Origin of the sequence: Niallia sp. FSL R7-0648, from assembly GCF_038007005.1 — a bacterium.
In the GTDB taxonomy this organism is placed as follows: domain Bacteria; phylum Bacillota; class Bacilli; order Bacillales; family Cytobacillaceae; genus Niallia; species Niallia circulans.
Window position 1 is genome coordinate 592501 of sequence record NZ_JBBOWE010000002.1, and the last position, 21595, is coordinate 614095.

Here is a 21595-nt window from a genome sequence, read left to right on the forward strand (position 1 = left end):
TATTGGTCTATTTGTTCGTATAAAAATGTCTTCTGCTAAAATACTGCCTGGCTTTAACTCTCTAACTTTAACAATCATGGAAACCACCCTTTAAAAAACGGACTTTTTTACTATTTTAATGTATTTTTTTTGAAATGTAACCCATTAATTTCATCCAATACTCCTAAAATCAGCTATATATTTAAAATATATGAATTAATCTCCATAAAAAAGAGATGCCTCTAGGTTTTCCCTTTAAGACATCTCTACACAATATTATTCGTTTGAATCCGCGTCATTCTCTGAAGATGCTTGTTGACCTTCTTCAGTCATTTCCACTTCTTCATCCTCTTTTTCTACCTTCGCAACAGTTGCAACAAATTCATTGTCACTTTCATTTAATTTAATCAGTCGGACACCTTGAGTGCTTCTACCCATTGTAGAGATATCACTTACTGCCATTCTGATTAAAACCCCGCCTGTTGTGATAATCATTACATCTTCTTCCCCGGTAACAACTTTCATCGATACAAGATTTCCATTTTTATCGGTGATGTTGCATGTCTTAATACCTTTTCCGCCTCTACCTTGAACTCTATATTCATCTATCGGTGTTCTTTTTCCGTAACCTTTTTTAGTTACAATCAGTATTTCCGAATTTTCTTCAAGAACTTCCATACCTACTACTTCATCCCCAGATGATAGAGTGATACCTTTTACGCCCGTTGCCGTTCTACCCATAGAACGTACATCTGTTTCTGGGAAACGAATAAGCAATCCGTTTTTCGTACCAATAATAATTTCCTTTGAACCATCTGTTAAACGTACAGAGATCAACTCATCACCTTCTCTTAAGTTAACAGCAATTAGTCCATTATTTCTTATATTGGCAAAAGATGATAACGGAGAGCGTTTAGATATTCCTTCTTTTGTAGTGAAGAATAAATACCAATCATCTACAAATTCTGAGACAGGAATAATTGCATTGACCCACTCATCCTTTTCCACACCTAAAAGGTTAATAATTGGAATACCTTTAGCAGTTCGGCTGAATTCTGGTATCTCATACCCTTTTAATCTGTATACTTTCCCTTTATTCGTAAAGAATAGAATAGTATCATGAGTAGATGTAGAGCTTAACTGTTCAACGAAGTCATCTTCATTCGTACCCATGCCCTGAATTCCTCTGCCTCCACGTCTTTGCGCTCTGTAAGTAGATGCTGGTAGTCTCTTAATATAACCATTATGAGTTAAGGTTATAATGATATTTTCTTCTGGAATCAAATCTTCATCTTCAATGTTTTCAATTCCACCAGCAATAATTTCCGTACGACGTGTATCATTAAATCGCTCTTTTACCTCTAAAAGCTCTTCGCGAATAATTTCTAAGATTTTTTCTTCATCCGCTAGAATAGCTTTTAATTCAGCAATTAGCTTAACTAATTCTTGATACTCATCTTCAATTTTTTCTCTTTCTAATCCAGTTAATCTTTGTAGACGCATGTCCAGAATAGCTTGAGCTTGTTTTTCCGAAAGATTAAAGTTCGTCATTAATCCTTCACGCGCTATATCTGTGGTTCGTGAACTTCGAATTAAGCTAATTACTTCATCTAAGTGATCTAAAGCAATACGCAGTCCTTCTAGTATATGAGCTCTAGCTTCAGCTTTTCTTAATTCAAATTCTGTTCTTCTGCGAATAATGACTTTTTGATGATCTAGATAATGAGCTAAACATTGTTTTAAGTTAAGTACCTTTGGCTGCCCATCAACCAATGCAAGAAGATTGATACCAAAGCTCGTCTGCATAGCCGTATGCTTATATAGATTATTTAATAAAACATTGGCATTTGCGTCTTTTCGCACTTCAATTACAATGCGCATTCCATTACGATCCGATTCATCTCGCAAATCAGTAATTCCATCAATTTTTTTATCGCGAACTAATTCAGCAATACGCTCTACTAGTCTTGCTTTATTGACTTGATAAGGAATTTCTTTGACAATAATAACTTCCTTACCACTAGGCTTCACTTCAATTTCCACTCGTGCTCTTAATATAATGGAACCTCTGCCAGTCTCATAGGCCTTTCTAATTCCGCTTCTACCAACAATCATTCCGTAAGTTGGAAAATCTGGTCCTGGGATAATTTCCATTAATTCAGGAATGGTAATATCAGCATTCTTACTTACAGCAAGGACTCCGTCTATTACTTCTCCTAATTGATGTGGAGGGATATTTGTAGCCATTCCGACCGCTATCCCACTTGTACCATTTACTAGTAAGTTAGGGAATCGAGAAGGTAATACTACTGGTTCCTTTTCTTCTCCGTCAAAGTTTGGCTTGTAATCAATTGTATCTTTATTAATATCACGTAATAGCTCCATTGCTATTTTTGACATTCTTGCTTCCGTATAACGCATCGCTGCAGCAGAGTCACCATCTACAGATCCAAAGTTACCATGCCCATCAACAAGCATATAGCGATAGTTAAAATCCTGAGCCATACGTACCATTGTTTCATAAACAGCACTATCACCATGTGGATGATACTTCCCGATAACTTCCCCAACAATACGGGCTGATTTCTTAAACGGCTTGTCAGAATGCATTCCAAGATCATGCATCGCATATAAAATACGTCGGTGTACTGGTTTTAATCCATCTCGTACATCTGGAAGAGCACGAGAAACAATAACGCTCATCGCGTAATCTAAAAAGGAATCACGCATTTCTTTACTTATATTTCTATCTTTAATTTGAGAATTTGGCATATCAGCCATTTAAAGGAACCTCCTTAAGAAACAATTAGACCAGCTTCTTCATGATAAAAAGTGTTTTAGAACAAGTATATCTAATCGAATTCCTTATGATTAATAGGAATAACTAACTTCTAAAGAAATACACAAGGTGCCAATCTAATCAGCACCAAATTTCTTTTCCTATCTTTAAACATCTAGGTTTTTAACGTAGGTCGCATTTTCTTCAATAAAGTTTCTGCGTGGCTCTACTTTATCACCCATTAGCATTTCAAATGTTTCATCTGCCTCAATGGCGTCATCTAAACTTACTTGTAAAAGTACGCGGTGTTCAGGATCCATCGTTGTATCCCATAACTGCTCTGCATTCATTTCTCCTAATCCTTTATAACGTTGTATATTCGGTTTAGGGTTGGCTGGTAATGTAGCTAGAACTTCTTGTAATTGTTTATCACTATATGCATATTCTAGCTTTTTCCCTTGTTTTATGCTGTATAGTGGCGGTTGTGCGATATAGATATAACCAGCTTCTACAATCTTTCTCATATAACGGTAGAAGAAGGTTAATAATAATGTTCGAATATGAGCACCATCAACATCGGCATCTGTCATAATAACAATTTTATGATATCTCGCTTTGGATATATCATAATCATCCCCAATTCCTGTTCCAATTGCAGTAATCATGGAACGAACCTCGTTGTTAGATAAAATCCGATCTAGTCTAGCTTTTTCAACATTAAGTATTTTACCTCTTAGCGGCAGAATTGCTTGGAAATGACGATCTCGACCTGATTTTGCAGAACCACCAGCAGAGTCTCCCTCTACTATGAATAGTTCACTAATTTTCGGGTCTCTTGAAGAACAATCCGCCAATTTTCCTGGTAAGCTTGAAACTTCGAGAGCACTTTTACGACGAGTTAATTCTCTTGCTTTTTTTGCAGCAATTCTTGCTCTTAAAGCCATTTGACCTTTGTCTACAATTTTACGAGCTACCGTAGGATTTTCTAAAAGGAATTTCTCAAGATGTTCAGAAAAAACAGTATCTGTAATGGTACGAACTTCTGAATTTCCTAGTTTGGTTTTTGTTTGTCCTTCAAACTGTGGATCTGGATGTTTAACAGAGACGATTGCAACAAGACCTTCTCTTACGTCTTCACCTGAAAGATTCGTATCTGATTCCTTTAATAAACTATTCTTTCTTGCATAATCATTAATTACACGGGTGAGGGCTGTCTTAAATCCGGATTCATGTGTTCCACCTTCATGTGTATTAATATTATTAGCAAATGAATGAATATTACCGGTATATCCGTCATTATACTGGAAAGAGATTTCAACTGTTATCCCGTCTTTTTCTCCTTCAATATAAATTGGTTCTTCAAAAAGGACCTCTTTATTACGGTTTAAATGTTCTACGTATGATTTAATACCACCTTCATAATGGTATTCTTTTCTTTTTTCCATGCCTTCACGTTTATCTTCAATCGTAATACGAATATCACGATTTAAGAAAGCAAGTTCTCTAACACGATTAGCTAATGTTTCATAATCATACTCTAATGTTTCCTTAAAAATTTCACCATCTGGCTTAAAGTGTGTAGTGGTTCCAGTAGTATCTGTTTCACCGATAATTTCTAAATCAGCAGCAGGAACCCCTTTTTGGTATTTTTGATAATAGATATTTCCATCCCGATGTACAAAAACCTCTAATTCTGTCGAAAGTGCGTTTACTACCGAAGCACCTACACCATGAAGTCCACCAGACACCTTATAACCGCCGCCGCCGAACTTTCCTCCGGCATGGAGAACTGTCATGATTACTTCTACAGCAGGTCTTCCCATTTTTTCCTGAATACCAACGGGAATACCACGACCATTATCTTTAACCGTAATACTATTATCTTGTTCGATAATAATATTTATCTCATTACAGAAACCAGCTAATGCTTCATCAATACTGTTATCGACAATTTCCCACACTAAGTGATGCAGACCTCGGCCACTTGTTGATCCGATATACATTCCTGGTCTTTTTCTTACAGCCTCTAGACCTTCTAAAACCTGTATCTGACTCTCATCATAAGATTGTTGTTCAACTGGATTTTGTTCCGTTGACATATCGATCACCTAACTTTCTATTGACATCAAAAAATTTTTTCATTTAATTTTGCATCATCATTAGTACTCTTGAATAGTTAACTGGACTATTCTTTTTTTTAACGTATTAGAAGCAATCGGCGAAAAATAGATAGTATCCTTCGTAATCACAATAGATTTATAAGTGGAACTTTTCCCATTGGTCATTGCTTTTTGCCGTTCTAGAAATTCCTTTGAGATAGGAGATGACTCAACTGTCTGTTTATCTAAAATAGTTAAAATTTCTGAAGTTCGCACAAGAATATTTTCTCCAATATGAACGTACACTTTTTCACCTCAAAGCTATTGAATCTTTTTAATCGTTCCGGATTCAACCTGAAAAGTAGCAGCTTCTTTTAATGTTTGATGGTCAATTCCATCAACATTGGTTGTTGTAACAAATGTTTGCACTTTCCCTTGAATGGTATTTAATAAATGAGATTGCCGGTAGTCATCTAATTCAGAAAGAACATCATCTAGCAGGAGTATCGGATACTCACGAATCTCAGAATAAATTAATTCAATTTCTGCCATCTTTATTGATAATGCAGTCGTTCTTTGCTGTCCTTGTGAACCAAAGGTTTGTACATCTCTACTGTTCACATAAAACATCATATCATCGCGATGAGGTCCGAATAATGTCATCCCTCGATCAATCTCTCGTTTTTTTAAATGCTGGAATTTTTCTTCGTATATACTCTTCATTTTCGACAAATCCTGGTCTTCTGATACATCAACGGAAGGTTTATAGCGAATTTCTAGCGTTTCCAACCCACGAGATATTCCTTTATGAATCGGAACGGCCCATTTTTCCAGCAGATGCAGAAATTCAAAACGCTTTGCGACAATTTTAACTGCCATATCTATAAATTGTTCGGTTAAAATTTCAAGCATTGTATGGTCTGTTTGTTTATTTGTTTGTAATTGTTTTAGGTAGGTATTTCGCTGGTGTAAAATTTTTTGATACTGGCTCATATCATGCAAATATACTGGTGATATTTGCCCTATTTCCATATCAATAAATCTTCTTCTAATTTGCGGGCTGCCTTTTACTAGATTTAAATCTTCAGGTGCGAACATAACTACGTTCATATTACCGATATATTGACTTAGTTTACGCTGCTCTATATGATTAAACTTGGCCTTTTTCCCTTTTTTAGCCACAACTAACTGCATGGGAATTTTCCCATGTGTCTTAACTAATCTACCTTCTATTTTAGCATATTCTTTGTCCCAACGAATAAGTTCTTTATCATTAGAAGTTCGGTGAGATTTAGCCATAGCTAGAACATAGATAGATTCCATCACATTGGTTTTTCCTTGTGCGTTTTCTCCTAAAATTACATTTACTTTATTTTCGAAAGAAATATCCAGTTCCTCATAATTCCGGTAATTTCTCAAAAGCAACTCATCAATATACATTTGGTTTCACCCTTTTATAAAACAGTGTACTTGCCAAATGAAGGAATATTTATTTCGTCACCACTTCTTAATTTTCTTCCTCTGCGCTGATCCTGTTCCCCATTCACAAATACCTCGTATTCTCCTAGGAACCATTTTGCCATTCCACCTGATTGTATTAACTCTGCTACTTTTAGAAATTGACCTAATGTAATATAATCCGTGTCAATTTTAATTTGATTATTCATCTTTTCACTCTCTCAACTTTAATCGTATCTTTCTATTCTACTAAATAATTTATTGATACACAAAGAAAAGTGTAATATTTCTATAAATAAGTCAGAAATAGTCGAAATGAGCTGACTAAAACACACTCACAGCTCACTCATTAATCATTTTGTATATTTATGCAATGTCTCTATAAAAAGAAAATTGGGTGTTCACTAAATAGAACACCCAAAAATTTTAATAGGTTCTAACCGGTAATATAAGCTGCAATGTAGAATCATCATTTGTTGGATGAATAACAAATGGTCGCATCGCTCCAGTAAAGCTGATTTTCACTTCTGATCCTTCAAGAACTTTCAACGCATCCATCATAAATTTAGCACTGAAAGAAATTTTTAATTCTTCCCCACTAACCGATTCGCTTACTAATTCCTCCATTACTTTTCCAATTTCCGGAGTAAAAGAAGAAATTTCTATCACATTATCACTCATAGTTGAAAATTTAACAACATTATTTCGACCTTCACGTGCGAGTAAGGAAGCACGATCAATGGATTGCAAAAATTCTTTAGAATTTACAACAATATCCGTCTTGCTCTCAGTAGGTATTAAGCGATTGGTGTCAGGATAATTCCCTTCTAACAAACGCGAGAAGAATAGAATATGTTTCGTTTTAAATAGAATCTGGTTTTCCGTAACAAAAATTTCAACAGGTTCATCATGATCATCTAGAATTCTATTCAATTCATTTAAACTTTTTCCTGGAATAACAATATTAAATGATTGTTCTTCCTCTGTTTCTATTTTTGCTTTTCTTAAAGCTAGTCGATGACTATCTGTTGCAATACAGATTAAATCATTGTTTTCTATTTTCCAGTTTACACCTGTCAACACTGGACGTGTTTCTGAGGTGGACACCGCAAAAACAGTTTGTTTAATAATATTTTTTAGTAAATCTGTAGGAACTTTAATAGAATTTTGTTCCGAAATTTGTGGTAAATGCGGGTATTCTTCAGAATCTAGCCCATTTAAATTGAATTCTGATTTACCAGAACGAATGGTTGTTTGTAAATTATCAACCACAATTTCAACTTGGCTGGTAGGGAGTTTTTTTACAATTTCACTAAAAAACTTAGCTTGTAAAACAATAGAACCAGGTTGCTGGATATCAACTATTTCTTGATCTCCTTCTTCTTTAGGAATAAAAGATTCAATGGAAATATCAGAATCACTTCCAGTTAATGTTACTCCTTCTTCACTCGCAACAATTTTTATTCCAGTTAGAATTGGAATTGTTGTTCTACTAGTAATTGCTTTCATTACATCTTGAACACTTTGAACAAGATGGTCTTTTTGGATGATGAATTTCATTAATTAATCCTCCGATTTAAATAAATTTTGAATGTAAGTTCTAAATGCTTATTTTAATAATATATTTTTAAAAAAAATAGTAGTACAAGTAGTAGGCCCTGTTAGTATGTGGATAACTTTGTTTAAGCAAGGAAACACAGTCTATCAACATGTGGATAGACTGTGTTTAAAGTAAGGAAAGTTATACACATTATTCTATCTAAACTTTTAAGAGTTCATTTATTTCTTTTAATTGTTTTTGAAGTAGAGAGTCCGTTAAAAGCAATTTTGATATTTTTTCATGGGCATGAATAACAGTTGTATGATCACGGCCGCCGAACTCTTCTCCGATTTTTGGTAAAGAGAAATCCGTTAATTCTCTCGATAAGTACATAGCAATTTGTCTTGGGAATGCAATGGATTTAGTTCGTTTTTTGGCTTTGAAATCTTCTAACTTGATATGAAAATGCTCTCCTACTACCTTTTGAATATCATGAATGGTTATTACACGCGGTTTAGAGCTTGGAACTATATCTTTTAATGCTTCAGCTGCTAAATCAGCATTTATATCTTTATTAATTAAAGAAGAATAAGCAACAACACGAATAAGTGCACCTTCTAGCTCACGAATATTAGAATCAATTTGATTTGCAATATAAAGCATTACTTCATTTGGGATGTCTAATCCATCTGCTTTCGCTTTTTTCCTTAAGATAGCAATCCGTGTTTCTAAGTCTGGCGGCGTAATATCTGTAATAAGTCCCCATTCAAAACGAGAACGCAGGCGATCCTCTAGTGTTGGAATTTCCTTTGGAGGACGGTCACTAGAGATAATAATTTGTTTGCTTTCTTCATGTAACGTGTTAAATGTATGGAAAAATTCTTCTTGTGTTGATTCTTTTCCAGCAAGAAATTGAATATCATCTATTAAAAGAACGTCAACATTTCGATATTTATCACGGAATTCAGCACCTTTATTATCACGGATACTATTAATAAATTCGTTTGTGAATTTCTCAGAAGATAAATAAACTACTTTAGCAGATGGATTATGATCAAGAACATAGTGACCAATTGCATGCATTAAGTGAGTTTTTCCAAGCCCAACTCCTCCATAAATAAATAGAGGGTTATATGCTTTTGCAGGTGCTTCAGCAACAGCAAGGGAAGCTGCATGAGCAAAGCGATTTCCAGATCCAATTACAAAAGTGTCGAACGTATATTTGGAATTTAAAATAGTTTGTTCCGTAACTTCTTCATCTTTTTTCTTTTGTTTGGTAGAAATTTGCTGATCAAATTCCTCTTCTTTTTGATTTTGAGGAATAATAAATTTTACAAGAAGTTCCTCTCCTGTAATTTCATAAAGTATTTCAGCAATCAGTTGAGAGTACCGTTCTTCTAACCAATCTCGGGCAAATTCATTAGGTGCTGTTACAACTAGAAGATCTCCTTGCAGGGAATTAGCCTTTGTAGGCTTAAGCCATGTATCAAAACTAGGTTTACTAATCTTTGTTTCGATTGTGCTTAAGGCATTATTCCAGAGATCCGTTATATTCTTCAAGTATCCTCGCCTCCTTTTCTCAGAGTTAATCTTGTTAGCGCTGTTCATCCCAGCAGATGATCTATCTTAAAACGTATAGAAAAAGATGATTTTCAATAGGAATGGTTAAAATTACTCAATTTGTCGTTCCTTAAAAAATATTAAAAACAAAAAAAGAGCTTTAAAGCCTTAAGATAAAATCGCTAAAAATACTTTTGCTAAAAAAGATAAGATCGATTGATGCGATAAGCAGCAATCGTAAAACAAGTGTAAATTTTTTTTGCAAAAGTCGATATTTTTTTCTTTGCTTCCTGTATTAAGTCGTCAAATTCCTGCAAAAGGAATTATCTAATCGTGACTTTGGACAAAAATCTTGCAGCAATATGGATATAATTAGACAAGATAACAGGAAAGTTGTCCTTTTCTAATGTGGAAAAATATATTATAAGGAAGATTAGTGGTATTTCGACAGTATCCACCATCTGTGGAAAACTCTGTTCAGTCACAAAGAATAAGATGTCCACAACTTATCCACAGATTGTGGATAATAGAGTTATGCACAGATTTTATTCAGATGTGAAAACAAAACTATAATAACAAAAATTTATAAGAACTGCAATGCTTTTTAATATCTTATCCATAAGTCAATTAGGTTGTTAGTAATAAATGTCCACAAGCTATTAGTTTGTTGAAAAGTTGTAAATAACTATTGTGGAAAAAATATTACCGTCGAAATTTATCCACAAACGTCGAAAGGATAGTTAAAAATGCTCAAAATTAGATAAAAGAGATTTTTGTTGAAATATCCAAATTGGTAAAAATTATTCGTTAAGAAACAGAAATGTTGGGAAGGATTATGAAGAAGAATAGAAAAATATGTGGTATACTATTGCAATGGCCTAAAAAAGATAGGAACATCACTAAATAAAGTGATCCATAAAATTAGATAAATAAAATGAATAGTTGACAATTAATTGCCTATGTTTATATAATTGTAAGGACTGTCTATAACAGCTATTCCTCAGGGAGGTGTCATATACAATGAAAAGAACTTATCAACCAAATAAACGTAAAAGAAGTAAAGTTCACGGATTCCGTAGCCGCATGAGCAGCTCAAATGGACGTAATGTCTTAGCGCGCCGTCGACGCAAAGGAAGAAAAGTATTATCAGCTTAGGCCACTGAAAAGTCAGTGGTCTTTTTTCAATTAAAAGGAGAAGGGAATGATCTTGCATAAAAGGACAGACCCTTCCTTTTTTTACAATAGATTGGTTTACTTCACGTTAAGATGCCTATCTAATTCTTTCTTTTATTGGGAAATTAGGTAAGTTGGAGGATTGAAGGAGTTATAAACGTTGAAAAAAGAATTTAGAATCAAGAAAAATAAAGAATTTCAGTCTGTTTTTAAAAAAGGGCAATCTTTTGCCAATCGACAGTTTGTTATTTATAAATTGAAAAAAGAAGAACAAGTGCATTTTCGTATTGGCTTATCTGTTAGTAAAAAAATTGGCAATGCCGTAAAAAGAAACCAGATAAAACGCTATGTAAGACAAGCATTTCTTGAATTAGATGACATGTTGGAAAACAAGTATGATTATGTCATAATTGTAAGAAAGCCTGTTGCTGATATGTCTTTTGAAGAAGTAAAAAAGAGTCTTATCCATATTTTGAAAATAGCAAAAGTTCTTTCAAAAAAGAATTAATGGGAAAATCCTATTAAAGCGTTTCCTACCGTTCGTTTATCGGTTACAATACTTATTAAGTAATATTCGAAAATCATGTTACAGGAGGATTTGCAGCTTGAATAAGAAATTTTTATTGATAGTTGGTCTACTTTTTTTAATGACCATTCTAACAGGGTGTACAGAGTTTAATCAACCAATAACTTCTGAAAGTGAAGGGATTTGGAATGAATACATTGTATATCCATTATCTCAATTGATTATTAAAACAGCAGCATTCGCTGGTGGTAGTTATGGTATCTCTATTATTATCGTAACTATTTTAGTTCGACTGGTTATTTTACCGCTTATGATTAAACAAACAAGAAACAGTAAGGCAATGCAGGCAATCCAGCCGCAGATGAAAGAGCTGCAGCAAAAATATAGCTCGAAAGACCAAAAGACACAACAAAAGCTTCAAGAAGAAACAATGAAGTTATTCCAAGAGAATAAAGTAAATCCATTAGCGGGATGCTTCCCTCTAATCGTACAAATGCCTATATTGATTGGATTTTATCATGCTATTTCTCGTACAAGAGAAATTGCTTCCCATGATTTCTTATGGTTCAGTTTAGGACAGCCTGATCCAATCTATTTATTACCGATAATAGCTGGTGTAACAACATTTATTCAAACAAAACTATCAATGGCAGGAGCACCGCCAAATCCGCAAATGCAAATGATGGTTTGGATTATGCCAGTGATGATTTTAGTATTTGCTATTAATTTCCCGGCAGCATTATCTCTTTACTGGGTAGTAGGGAATATCTTTACAATTGTTCAAACGTATTTTATCAAAGGTCCTGAAATTAAAACTGCTGGACAAACTAGCAAAGCAGGAGGAGCGAAGAAGTGAAAGAAGTTACTGCCGTAGGACAAACAGTCGACGCAGCAGTGGAGTCAGCTTTAGCTCAGCTTAAGACAACAAAGAATCAAGTTGAAATCATTGTTGTTGAGGAAGGAAAAAAGGGATTTTTTGGTTTTGGTTCTAGAACAGCAAAGGTAATCGTAAGGAAAAAAGTTAATCCAGTGGAAACGGTAGAGGAATTTCTCAAAGATGTTTGCGAAAAAATGGGCGTTCCTGTTAAGATTCAAATAAAACAAAATGGCAGAAATATATTGTATGAATTATCTGGTGAAAAAATTGCTCTATTAATCGGAAAAAGAGGGCAGACCCTTAATTCTATTCAATATCTAGCACAATTGGTCATTAATAGAGAATCGAAAGAATACTTAAAAGTATTATTAGATGCAGAAGGCTACCGTGAACGAAGAAAACAGGCATTAATTCAGTTAGCGGAGAGAATTGCCTATAAAGCGGTTAAAATAGGCAAAGAGATTCCGCTTGAACCGATGCCTGCTGATGAAAGAAAAACGATCCATACTGCTTTGGTATCTTTCAAAGGAATAAAAACTTATTCTTCGGGGGAAGATGCGAAAAGGCATATAATTATTGCGCCGATTAAGGTGAAAAACAGATAGAAAAAAGAGAATGTCTCTCAAGGAAGAGACATTCTCTTTTTTTTTTGTCTTTAAAAGAGGTTAGTAGTTATTTCTAATTATGAATGATTCGTCTTTACAATTTAGTCATTTGATTTGGAGTCAGATTCATGCAAAAGCAGTTTATCGAGTAAAAATGAAAAAAGAACATGGGCAAATAAAATTGAATCTAAGCACCTATAAAAATAGTAAGAAGAAATACATAGCTTTTGTAATTTTATTTTTCGTTTTATTGTTATTCACATGTGGATAAGATAAAATGGTAAGTAATGATAAAAGTGAATGTGGATAAGTGTGCGGATTTTTTTCTTTTTTTACATTTGTGGATATGTTAATCTAATCTATTGTAATCATGTCAAAGGTGAATACAATCATTTAAATAGATATTATTTTTTTGAATTGAGGTGAAAAAGATGGAATTAGATACAATTGCTGCGATATCGACGCCAATGGGTGAGGGAGCGATCGCAATCGTTCGATTAAGTGGACCGGATTCAATAAAAATCGCAGACAAGCTCTTTAAGAGTATAGGAAATAAAAAGTTAAGTGAGGTAGCAACTCATACGATACATTATGGACATATTATGGATCCAGCAACAAATGAGGTTGTGGAAGAAGTAATGGTATCGTTGATGAGAGGACCGAAAACTTTTACAAAAGAGGATGTTGTCGAAATTAATTGTCATGGTGGACTAGCTTCGGTAAATCGTTTATTGCAGTTGACTACTTCTCATGGTGCAAGAATTGCCGAACCGGGTGAATTTACAAAAAGAGCCTTTTTGAATGGAAGAATTGATCTTTCTCAGGCAGAAGCGGTAATGGACTTAATAAGAGCTAAAACAGATCGAGCGATGAATGTGGCACTTGGACAAATGGAAGGAAGATTATCGAAATTAATCAAGCATTTGCGCCAAGAAATTTTAGAGACATTAGCTCAAGTAGAGGTTAATATAGATTATCCCGAGTATGATGATGTGGAAGAGATGACACAGCAAGTGATGTTGGAGAAATCAAAGTATATTAAGACGGAGATTGAAAAACTTCTGCAAACGTCACAACAAGGAAAGATTCTGCGGGAAGGTCTAGCAACCGTTATTGTAGGAAGACCAAATGTAGGGAAATCCTCTTTATTAAATAGCTTAGTGCAAGAAAATAAAGCAATCGTTACAGATATCCCTGGTACAACAAGAGATGTCATTGAAGAATATGTAAATGTGCGCGGAGTCCCTCTTCGTTTGCTGGATACTGCCGGTATTCGAGAAACAGAAGATATTGTAGAGCGAATAGGGGTAGAGAAATCCCGGAAAGTACTACGAGAAGCCGATTTAATTTTGCTTGTCTTAAATTATGCGGATGATTTAACAGAAGAAGATAAGAATATTTTTAAAGCAACAGAAGGTATGGATTTTATTGTAATAGTTAATAAAACAGATTTACCACAAAAGATTGATTTAGAAAAAGTAAAAGAACTTGCCGGTAATCGAAAAGTCATTACAACTTCTTTAGTAGAAGAAAATGGTGTAGATCAATTAGAAGAGGCAATATCTAGCCTATTCTTTGAAGGTGCTATTGAAGCAAGTGATATGACCTATGTTTCTAACTCCAGACATATTTCCTTATTGAATCAAGCATTAAATGCTATTAGTGATGCAATAGTAGGCGCAGAAACTGGAACACCAATCGATATTGTACAAATTGACTTGACAAGAACGTGGGAAATACTTGGTGAGATTATTGGTGAAAGTGTTCATGAAAGCTTAATTAATCAGTTATTTTCTCAATTTTGTTTGGGGAAATAAACGAATAAATATAAATAGTACAGAGCCTCGAAAACAAGCTAAAAGAAAGACTTAGAAAGAAGGAGGCATCATGATGCAGTACGAAGCTGGAAATTATGATGTAATTGTTATTGGTGCAGGCCATGCAGGTTGTGAAGCAGGACTTGCAGCAGCAAGACTGGGCGCCAAAACATTAATGTTAACAATTAATTTAGATATGGTTGCTTTTATGCCATGTAATCCATCTGTGGGAGGACCGGCTAAGGGGATTGTTGTTAGAGAAATTGATGCACTTGGCGGCGAAATGGGTAAAAATATTGATAAAACCTACATTCAGATGAGGATGTTGAATACAGGAAAAGGACCTGCAGTCCGTGCACTAAGAGCTCAGGCAGATAAATATATGTATCAACATGAAATGAAGAAGACATTAGAAAATGAACCAAATCTGACATTAATTCAAGGGATGGTAGAAGAATTAATAGTGGAGGATCAAGTTGCAAAAGGTGTCATTACGAAAACGGGTGCTACGTATCGTGCAAAAACGATTGTCGTAACTACTGGAACATATCTTCGCGGCGAAATTATTTTAGGGGAGCTTAAATATTCAAGCGGTCCGAATAACCAGCAGCCTTCCATTCGATTATCGGAGCATTTACAGGAGCTCGGTTTTGATTTAGTACGTTTTAAAACAGGAACACCTCCTCGTGTAAACAGTCATACTATTGACTATTCTAAAACAGAAATACAGCCAGGGGATGATGTTCCAAGAGCATTTTCTTATGAAACAACGAAATTTATTACAGAACAGCTTCCTTGCTGGTTAACATATACAAATGAAACAACACATCAAATTATTGATGCAAACTTACATCGTTCTCCAATGTATTCAGGGATGATTAAAGGAACTGGACCACGTTATTGTCCATCAATTGAAGATAAGGTGGTGCGATTTAACGATAAACCAAGACATCAAATTTTCTTAGAGCCAGAGGGGAAAAATACTCAAGAAGTTTATGTGCAAGGATTATCCACAAGCTTGCCTGAAGATGTTCAACAGGAAATTCTAAGAACGATACCGGGATTAGAAAATGTACAAATGATGCGTGCTGGATATGCAATTGAGTATGATGCTATTGTGCCAACACAGCTATGGCCAACATTGGAAACAAAGAAAATTAAAAATCTTTATACTGCTGGTCAAATCAATGGAACTTCAGGATACGAAGAGGCAGCAGGCCAAGGATTAATGGCTGGTATAAATGCAGGCTTAAATGCTTTAGAAAAAGAAGAAGTTATTTTAAGTCGTTCTGATGCGTATATTGGCGTTTTAATTGATGATTTAGTTACAAAAGGCACAAATGAACCCTACCGTCTTTTAACTTCTCGAGCAGAATATCGTTTATTACTTCGCCATGATAATGCAGATCTGCGTTTGACGGATATTGGCCATAGAATTGGTCTTATTTCTGAAGAGCGTTACGCGAAATTCTCGGAGAAAAAGCAATTAATTGAAAAAGAAAAGCAACGTTTAAGCGAAGTCATGCTAAAGCCAAATGAACAAGTTCAAAATGTTATTAAAGAACAAGGCGGCAGTGAATTAAAAGATGGCATAAGAGCAGGAGATCTATTAAAGCGACCTGAAATGAATTATAGTCATATTGAAGGACTGGCACCTAGTGATATAGAATTAACGGAAGATATAAAAGAGCAAGTAGAAATTCAAATAAAGTATGAAGGCTATATTGAGAAATCCTTACAGCAAGTAGAAAGACTAAAGAAAATGGAGAATAAAAAAATTCCTGAGAACATTGATTATGATGCTATCTCTAGTCTTGCAACAGAAGCAGTACAGAAACTAAAAAAAGTTCGACCATTGTCCATTGCACAGGCATCAAGAATATCTGGGGTAAATCCAGCAGATATATCCATTTTATTAGTTTATTTAGAACAAGGGAAAATTGCTCGAGTTTAATCTCTGGATAGAAAGGGTTCATGCATGAATACGGAAGAATTTATTCAAATGCTCTCCGATAAAGGAATCACTTTATCGGAAAAGCAAATAAATCAGTTTGAGCTCTACTATGAAACATTAGTAGAGTGGAATGAAAAAATGAATTTAACAGCTATTACGGATAAATCAGATGTTTATTTGAAGCATTTTTATGATTCCATTACTGCTGGATTTTACTATGAAGGGTTTCATCGTCCTGCACAGCTATGTGATGTGGGAGCTGGGGCTGGCTTTCCAAGTATTCCTTTAAAAATTGTCTTTCCTGATTTAAAGGTAACAATTGTTGACTCTTTGAAGAAAAGAATTCACTTTCTTGAGCATCTAGCGTCCGTCTTAGAGTTAGAAGAGGTTAACTTTATTCATGACCGAGCAGAAACCTTTGGCCAAAATAAGGAGTATCGTGAAACATTTGATATTGTTACGGCCAGAGCTGTAGCAAGACTTTCCGTCTTAAGTGAGCTTTGTCTGCCACTAGTAAAGCTTGGAGGTACTTTCGTTGCTATGAAAGCAGCAAGTGCCAAAGAAGAACTGGCAGCTGGAAAAAAGGCTGTAAACCTATTAGGAGGAAAGGTGAATGAAACACATGCCTTTTTCTTGCCAATGGAAGAAAGCGAAAGAAATATCATCACCATCGCAAAGGAAAAGCCAACACCTAAAAAGTATCCTAGAAAACCAGGAACTCCTAATAAGGAACCAATCGAGTAGGGTAAGCTTAAGCAATTTAACAGGATGAGATGTTAGCTGTCTTAAAGCTAATTCGCGTCTTTCGAAGATACTCTTTTTCCACCCCTCTATAGAGTTAAGTTCGTCAAATGAAAAGGGGTGGAATCCTACTATGAAGACGATAAAAAAAGGCGATTAATTTTAAGCTATTACGAAAGAAAAAAGAGAATGATATAATCATTCATAGGATTAGGACTATATCAATTATCATATCTACTATATAATATACCTATAATTGTCATATTCTATTAAATTTCGAGAAGTTTCTTTCTATAAGTTAGATGACTTTGCAGGGATTAATGTTTCATATAGAGAATAATTAATAGGGAGTTTTGTAAAGGTGGTGCAGGGTGATGAAGCCTTCTTTCTCACGATTTTTTGGACTAGGCGAAAAGGGAGATCCAATAGAAGATGCTAGTCAATTAGGTGCAGATGCTGCTCAAGAGGAGATCGAGAATATGGGAAACAGTGAAGAAGTTAGAAAAATCCCAATTCATCAGATTGTTCCTAACCGTTTTCAACCAAGAACGGTATTTGATGATGAAAAAATTGAAGAATTAGCTCGTACAATCCATACCCATGGTATTATTCAACCAATTGTAATTAGAGAGTATGAGCAAGATAAATTTGAAATCATTGCTGGAGAACGAAGATGGAGAGCAATGAAAAAGCTTGGTTGGGAAGAAGCGCCAGCTATCATAAAAAACTTGAGTGATACAGAAACTGCGTCTGTTGCACTTATTGAAAATCTTCAAAGAGAAGAGCTTTCTCCAATTGAAGAAGCAATTGCATATGGAAAATTATTAGAGCTGCACAATCTTACCCAGGAGGCCCTTGCGCAAAGATTAGGGAAAGGGCAATCGACTGTTGCGAATAAATTAAGACTTCTTAAATTACCAGAAGAAATTCAAGAAGCATTATTGAATAAAGAGATTTCTGAGCGTCATGCTCGTTCGATGATTCCTTTAAAAGAACGCGAAAAACAAATCCAGCTTTTACAAGAAATCATTGAAAAGGGCTTAAACGTAAAGCAAACAGAAGAGCGTGTAGTGAGAATGCTCGAACAGACGAAGCAGAAGCCAAAGCCAAAAAGAAAGGCTTTTAGTAAAGATATGCGGATAGCTGTAAATACAATCCGACAATCATTAAATATGGTTTCTGATAGTGGTATTAATCTGAATGCTGAAGAAGAAGAATTTGAAGATTTTTACCAATTTACGATTAAAATACCGAAAAAGAAATAATAGATTTTTATATAGCATAATTATTTATACTTCCTTGTAATTTTTAAGCTCTGTTAAATTCCGCTTGTATTAAGAATTCCTTTTCGTCATTATATTGATTTAACAGAGCATACTTTTTTGTGAGAATAATAGCTAATTATGCTGATTCTCACTTTTTTATAGGATGATTTTTTCCTCAAAGGACACCACAAATAAAAATTAAAACCTCCATTGCTTATTTACGATGATTATTTTTTAGACCCAATCAAATAGGAAATTCTCCAAAAATGCTTGTATTAATAAGGTTTTCTCACTTGTTTTATTGTAGGAGTTTCTTTTCACTTACCATCATTAATCGAGATTAAAAGAAAAAATAACGATATTTAGAAGTTTTCATGATAAAATAATATACGTGATTACAATAGGTAGGAAATGAGCCATGTTGTAGTCTATTCTGTTTTTTACTAATAAATTGTTTTATAGTTTTAAAGAGCTATAAACAGTTCAATCATTTTATATTAAGTAGCCATCTTGCGTCGATTTATATTTCGTAGCTAGTATGGAATTAAAGGTAGGTGACATCATGGGTAAAATTATTACTGTTGCTAACCAAAAAGGTGGAGTTGGAAAAACAACTACATCAGTCAATCTTGGCTCTTGTTTAGCATATATCGGGAAAAGTGTACTATTAGTAGATATTGATCCACAAGGAAATGCCACTAGTGGTGTAGGTATTGAAAAAGCTGATGTTGATCATTGTATCTATGATGTGTTAGTCGATGATCTAGAAGCAAGTATGGTGATTAAGCAGACAAATGTAGAGAATTTGGATGTTATTCCAGCTACTATTCAGTTAGCTGGGGCGGAAATAGAACTTGTTTCTACTATTTCGAGAGAAGTTAGATTAAAAAGGGCATTAGATGAAGTCAAACATAACTATGACTACGTATTAATAGATTGTCCTCCTTCTTTAGGGTTATTAACGATTAATGCATTAACAGCTTCAGATGCGGTATTAATTCCAGTTCAATGTGAATATTATGCTTTAGAAGGATTAAGTCAATTACTAAATACAGTTCGACTTGTTCAAAAACATTTAAATCATGATTTGGCCATAGAGGGTGTGCTGCTAACGATGTTAGATGCTAGAACAAATCTAGGTTTACAAGTTATTGAAGAGGTTAAAAAGTATTTCCAAGACAAAGTCTATAAAACAATTATTCCAAGAAATATTCGATTATCAGAAGCACCGAGTCATGGGGAACCAATTATCATTTACGATCCAAAATCACGTGGTGCAGAAGTATATTTGGACCTTGCGAAGGAAGTGGTTACTAGTGGCTAAAGGACTTGGAAAAGGATTAGATGCCTTTTTTCCTAAAATAGATGTGGAGAAGGAAGAAAATGTTCAAGAAATAAGTCTAAATGAATTACGTCCGAATCCTTATCAGCCTAGAAAATTCTTTGATGAGGAAGCGATTGAAGAATTGAAGCTTTCTATACTAGAACACGGAATTCTTCAACCGATAATCGTTAGAAAGAGTATTAAAGGCTATGAAATAGTTGTTGGTGAACGTAGATATCGAGCAGCTAAAGAAGCTAAGTTAGAGACAGTTCCAGCAGTTGTCCGTCAATTAACAGAGCAACAAATGATGGAATTAGCAGTACTAGAGAATCTTCAAAGAGAAGATTTATCTCCTATTGAAGAAGGACATGCCTATCAGACTTTAATGAAGAAGTTAAAGCTGACTCAAGAGGAACTTGCAAAGCGTTTAGGGAAAAGCAGACCCCATATTGCCAACCACGTTCGCTTATTGACTCTTCCGAAGGCTGTGCAAAATTATATTTCTGACGGTAAAATATCCATGGGACATGGAAGAACTTTATTAGGTTTAAAAAATAAAGATAAGCTTCCAGCAATAGTTGATAAAATTATTAAAGACGGATTAAACGTGCGTCAGCTGGAACAATTAATTCAGCAACTAAATGAGAATGTTTCACGTGAAACAAAAAAAGAAAAAGCGCCTGTGAAAAATGTCTTTTTAAAAGAGCAAGAATCGTTTCTGCGTGAAAGATTTGGTACTACTGTTCATATTAAACAGAAGAAAAATAAAGGGAAAATTGAAATTGAATTTTTCTCTGAAGATGACTTAGCGCGTATTCTTCAATTATTTGAATTAGAAAATGAAAAGTAAAAAAGCCACCTAAGAAAGGGGAGTTTACCTTGTATGTGAACTAAACCTTTTTTAGGGGGCTTTTATATTAGCAATAAAATAGTAGGGATTAAACAGGTTCTTCCTTCGCTTGATATTCCTGAGCTTCTCTAGTATGCATATAGCGAAGGCTAGTATGATAAATGCCTTTGGAAATGATTTTGGCCATATTTAATACTAAGCTTAATCTAGTATTCTGAAGAACCAAGAATTCCATAAAACCACTAATATTTACTATCCCTGTAATATGAATATTTCCTACAGGAGGAAGCTCTTTATTAACACCACTGCCCGGTTTTACTGGCCCATCACCAATTTGGACGATACCTACACTTTTCATTCTGCCAAGGCAAGCATCAATACCTATAATGTAAGGGTTTTGATGTTTTTTATGCACTTCTCTTAATTTTTCCTCTAAATTAAGAGCGTGAATTGGATCATCTAGTGTTCCGTAAACATGAAAAGGAGAAATATTCTTTTCGCTTAACAAGGTACCAATAAGCGGACCTAATGAATCTCCAGTAGAACGATCAGTTCCAATACAAATAAAGACAATTGGCTGATTGATTGAAACGGATGGCAAATGTTTAGCTAATGAATCTGCTATCTTAAAGGCTGCTAATTGTTCATCATGAGCTATTCTAATGGGAAGTTCATTTTTTTCGAAAAGGCTGGAATATAAGGTCATTGAATCTACTCCTTTTATTTAGGATTCGATAAAATCTATAGAAGAAAGCAATTATTAAGTTGAGTTGATTGATGTTTGACCAACCATCAAGAATGAAAATCTATCGAACCATTAGTTGTTTTTAAGCATAATTATTGTAGTATTCAGTATATGGAAAAGAGGCATATTCTATACATATCCATCAAAATAAAGGAAAAAAGAGTGAGACAAATAGGAGAAACTTTCATGATAATAAGGGCAAAAGTCCTTTGTTTTAGGAAATATCGTACTACAAAGCAAATAGAAAAACTGTTAAAATAAACTTACCCAATATGATGGCTTTTAAAGAGTAAAATAGAAAAA

At 34.5% G+C, this 21595-nt stretch carries 19 protein-coding genes (1 of these 19 cut by a window edge); 10 read left to right on the top strand and 9 right to left on the bottom strand.

Going from position 1 to position 21595, the window contains the following annotated elements:
- The 8 genes from NSQ89_RS22995 to dnaA form a co-directional block, all read right to left on the bottom strand.
- Window positions 1-78, bottom strand: the 5' end (the start) of a protein-coding gene (locus NSQ89_RS22995; RefSeq protein ID WP_047944613.1) for an HD-GYP domain-containing protein. The gene continues 1002 nt to the left of window position 1, outside the view; only the first 78 of its 1080 coding nucleotides appear in the window; its start codon is at window positions 76-78; the stop codon falls past the left edge of the window.
- A gap of 177 nt (window positions 79-255) precedes the next feature.
- Window positions 256-2760 carry a DNA gyrase subunit A gene (gene gyrA, locus NSQ89_RS23000; protein ID WP_328283408.1) on the bottom strand — a complete coding sequence of 835 codons (2505 nt, stop codon included), beginning with the start codon at window positions 2758-2760 and terminating at the stop codon, window positions 256-258.
- Between the two features lie 165 nt (window positions 2761-2925).
- Window positions 2926-4857, bottom strand: coding sequence for a DNA topoisomerase (ATP-hydrolyzing) subunit B (gene gyrB, locus NSQ89_RS23005; RefSeq protein ID WP_047944611.1), 1932 nt, complete (start codon window positions 4855-4857; stop codon window positions 2926-2928).
- Window positions 4858-4917: 60 nt separating this feature from the next.
- Complete coding sequence (gene remB, locus NSQ89_RS23010; RefSeq protein ID WP_047944610.1) at window positions 4918-5163, bottom strand: extracellular matrix regulator RemB; 246 nt, start codon at window positions 5161-5163, stop codon at window positions 4918-4920.
- 15 nt (window positions 5164-5178) lie between these two features.
- Entirely contained in the window at window positions 5179-6297 is a 1119-nt protein-coding gene (gene recF / locus NSQ89_RS23015) for a DNA replication/repair protein RecF (protein WP_061797267.1), read from the bottom strand.
- Between the two features lie 14 nt (window positions 6298-6311).
- A complete protein-coding gene (gene yaaA, locus NSQ89_RS23020) occupies window positions 6312-6524 on the bottom strand; it encodes a S4 domain-containing protein YaaA (protein WP_047944608.1) in 213 nt (70 codons plus the stop codon).
- 217 nt (window positions 6525-6741) lie between these two features.
- Entirely contained in the window at window positions 6742-7875 is a 1134-nt protein-coding gene (gene dnaN, locus NSQ89_RS23025; protein WP_047944607.1) for a DNA polymerase III subunit beta, read from the bottom strand.
- Between the two features lie 199 nt (window positions 7876-8074).
- Window positions 8075-9415 carry a chromosomal replication initiator protein DnaA gene (dnaA, locus tag NSQ89_RS23030; protein WP_047944606.1) on the bottom strand — a complete coding sequence of 447 codons (1341 nt, stop codon included), beginning with the start codon at window positions 9413-9415 and terminating at the stop codon, window positions 8075-8077.
- A 1020-nt stretch (window positions 9416-10435) separates the two neighbouring features.
- Here dnaA and rpmH point away from each other — a divergent pair.
- From rpmH to NSQ89_RS23080, 10 genes are all read left to right on the top strand, one after another.
- Window positions 10436-10570: a 50S ribosomal protein L34 gene (rpmH, locus tag NSQ89_RS23035; RefSeq protein WP_016201470.1), complete on the top strand. Its 135-nt coding sequence runs from the start codon at window positions 10436-10438 to the stop codon at window positions 10568-10570.
- Between the two features lie 178 nt (window positions 10571-10748).
- Window positions 10749-11096, top strand: a complete 348-nt coding sequence (gene rnpA / locus NSQ89_RS23040; protein ID WP_047944605.1) for a ribonuclease P protein component — start codon at window positions 10749-10751, stop codon at window positions 11094-11096.
- 139 nt (window positions 11097-11235) lie between these two features.
- A complete protein-coding gene (spoIIIJ, locus tag NSQ89_RS23045) occupies window positions 11236-11970 on the top strand; it encodes a YidC family membrane integrase SpoIIIJ (protein ID WP_369988879.1) in 735 nt (244 codons plus the stop codon).
- On the top strand, window positions 11967-12596 hold the full coding sequence (gene jag, locus NSQ89_RS23050; RefSeq protein WP_095321077.1) for an RNA-binding cell elongation regulator Jag/EloR: 630 nt from the start codon (window positions 11967-11969) through the stop codon (window positions 12594-12596). Before spoIIIJ ends, jag begins: the two co-directional genes overlap by 4 nt.
- Window positions 12597-13027: 431 nt before the next feature.
- Window positions 13028-14413, top strand: a complete 1386-nt coding sequence (gene mnmE, locus NSQ89_RS23055) for a tRNA uridine-5-carboxymethylaminomethyl(34) synthesis GTPase MnmE (RefSeq protein WP_047944601.1) — start codon at window positions 13028-13030, stop codon at window positions 14411-14413.
- A gap of 73 nt (window positions 14414-14486) precedes the next feature.
- Window positions 14487-16367, top strand: a complete 1881-nt coding sequence (gene mnmG / locus NSQ89_RS23060) for a tRNA uridine-5-carboxymethylaminomethyl(34) synthesis enzyme MnmG (RefSeq protein WP_095258366.1) — start codon at window positions 14487-14489, stop codon at window positions 16365-16367.
- A 24-nt stretch (window positions 16368-16391) separates the two neighbouring features.
- Window positions 16392-17111 (top strand): 16S rRNA (guanine(527)-N(7))-methyltransferase RsmG, encoded by a 720-nt coding sequence (rsmG, locus tag NSQ89_RS23065; RefSeq protein WP_047944599.1) that lies wholly within the window; start codon window positions 16392-16394, stop codon window positions 17109-17111.
- A gap of 371 nt (window positions 17112-17482) precedes the next feature.
- The gene (noc, locus tag NSQ89_RS23070; RefSeq protein WP_047944598.1) at window positions 17483-18373 is read left to right on the top strand and encodes a nucleoid occlusion protein; all 891 of its coding nucleotides are present in this window, start codon (window positions 17483-17485) and stop codon (window positions 18371-18373) included.
- Between the two features lie 562 nt (window positions 18374-18935).
- Window positions 18936-19697 (top strand): ParA family protein, encoded by a 762-nt coding sequence (locus NSQ89_RS23075; protein ID WP_047944597.1) that lies wholly within the window; start codon window positions 18936-18938, stop codon window positions 19695-19697.
- On the top strand, window positions 19690-20547 hold the full coding sequence (locus NSQ89_RS23080; RefSeq protein ID WP_061797255.1) for a ParB/RepB/Spo0J family partition protein: 858 nt from the start codon (window positions 19690-19692) through the stop codon (window positions 20545-20547). Before NSQ89_RS23075 ends, NSQ89_RS23080 begins: the two co-directional genes overlap by 8 nt.
- Window positions 20548-20635: 88 nt before the next feature.
- On the opposite strand, the gene yyaC is transcribed toward NSQ89_RS23080, so the two are convergent.
- Window positions 20636-21253 carry a spore protease YyaC gene (gene yyaC / locus NSQ89_RS23085; RefSeq protein WP_047944595.1) on the bottom strand — a complete coding sequence of 206 codons (618 nt, stop codon included), beginning with the start codon at window positions 21251-21253 and terminating at the stop codon, window positions 20636-20638.
- Between the last annotated feature and the right edge of the window lie 342 nt (window positions 21254-21595).

Excerpts from the sequence above, each read along its gene's own strand:
- gyrA (WP_328283408.1), bottom strand. The coding sequence starts at position 2,760 with ATGGCTGATATGCCAAATTCTCAAATTAAAGATAGAAATATAAGTAAA.
- gyrB (WP_047944611.1), bottom strand. The coding sequence starts at position 4,857 with ATGTCAACGGAACAAAATCCAGTTGAACAACAATCTTATGATGAGAGT.
- recF (WP_061797267.1), bottom strand. The coding sequence starts at position 6,297 with ATGTATATTGATGAGTTGCTTTTGAGAAATTACCGGAATTATGAGGAA.
- yaaA (WP_047944608.1), bottom strand. The coding sequence starts at position 6,524 with ATGAATAATCAAATTAAAATTGACACGGATTATATTACATTAGGTCAA.
- dnaN (WP_047944607.1), bottom strand. The coding sequence starts at position 7,875 with ATGAAATTCATCATCCAAAAAGACCATCTTGTTCAAAGTGTTCAAGAT.
- rpmH (WP_016201470.1), top strand. The coding sequence starts at position 10,436 with ATGAAAAGAACTTATCAACCAAATAAACGTAAAAGAAGTAAAGTTCAC.
- spoIIIJ (WP_369988879.1), top strand. The coding sequence starts at position 11,236 with ATGACCATTCTAACAGGGTGTACAGAGTTTAATCAACCAATAACTTCT.
- mnmE (WP_047944601.1), top strand. The coding sequence starts at position 13,028 with ATGGAATTAGATACAATTGCTGCGATATCGACGCCAATGGGTGAGGGA.
- mnmG (WP_095258366.1), top strand. The coding sequence starts at position 14,487 with ATGCAGTACGAAGCTGGAAATTATGATGTAATTGTTATTGGTGCAGGC.
- rsmG (WP_047944599.1), top strand. The coding sequence starts at position 16,392 with ATGAATACGGAAGAATTTATTCAAATGCTCTCCGATAAAGGAATCACT.
- noc (WP_047944598.1), top strand. The coding sequence starts at position 17,483 with ATGAAGCCTTCTTTCTCACGATTTTTTGGACTAGGCGAAAAGGGAGAT.
- NSQ89_RS23075 (WP_047944597.1), top strand. The coding sequence starts at position 18,936 with ATGGGTAAAATTATTACTGTTGCTAACCAAAAAGGTGGAGTTGGAAAA.
- yyaC (WP_047944595.1), bottom strand. The coding sequence starts at position 21,253 with ATGACCTTATATTCCAGCCTTTTCGAAAAAAATGAACTTCCCATTAGA.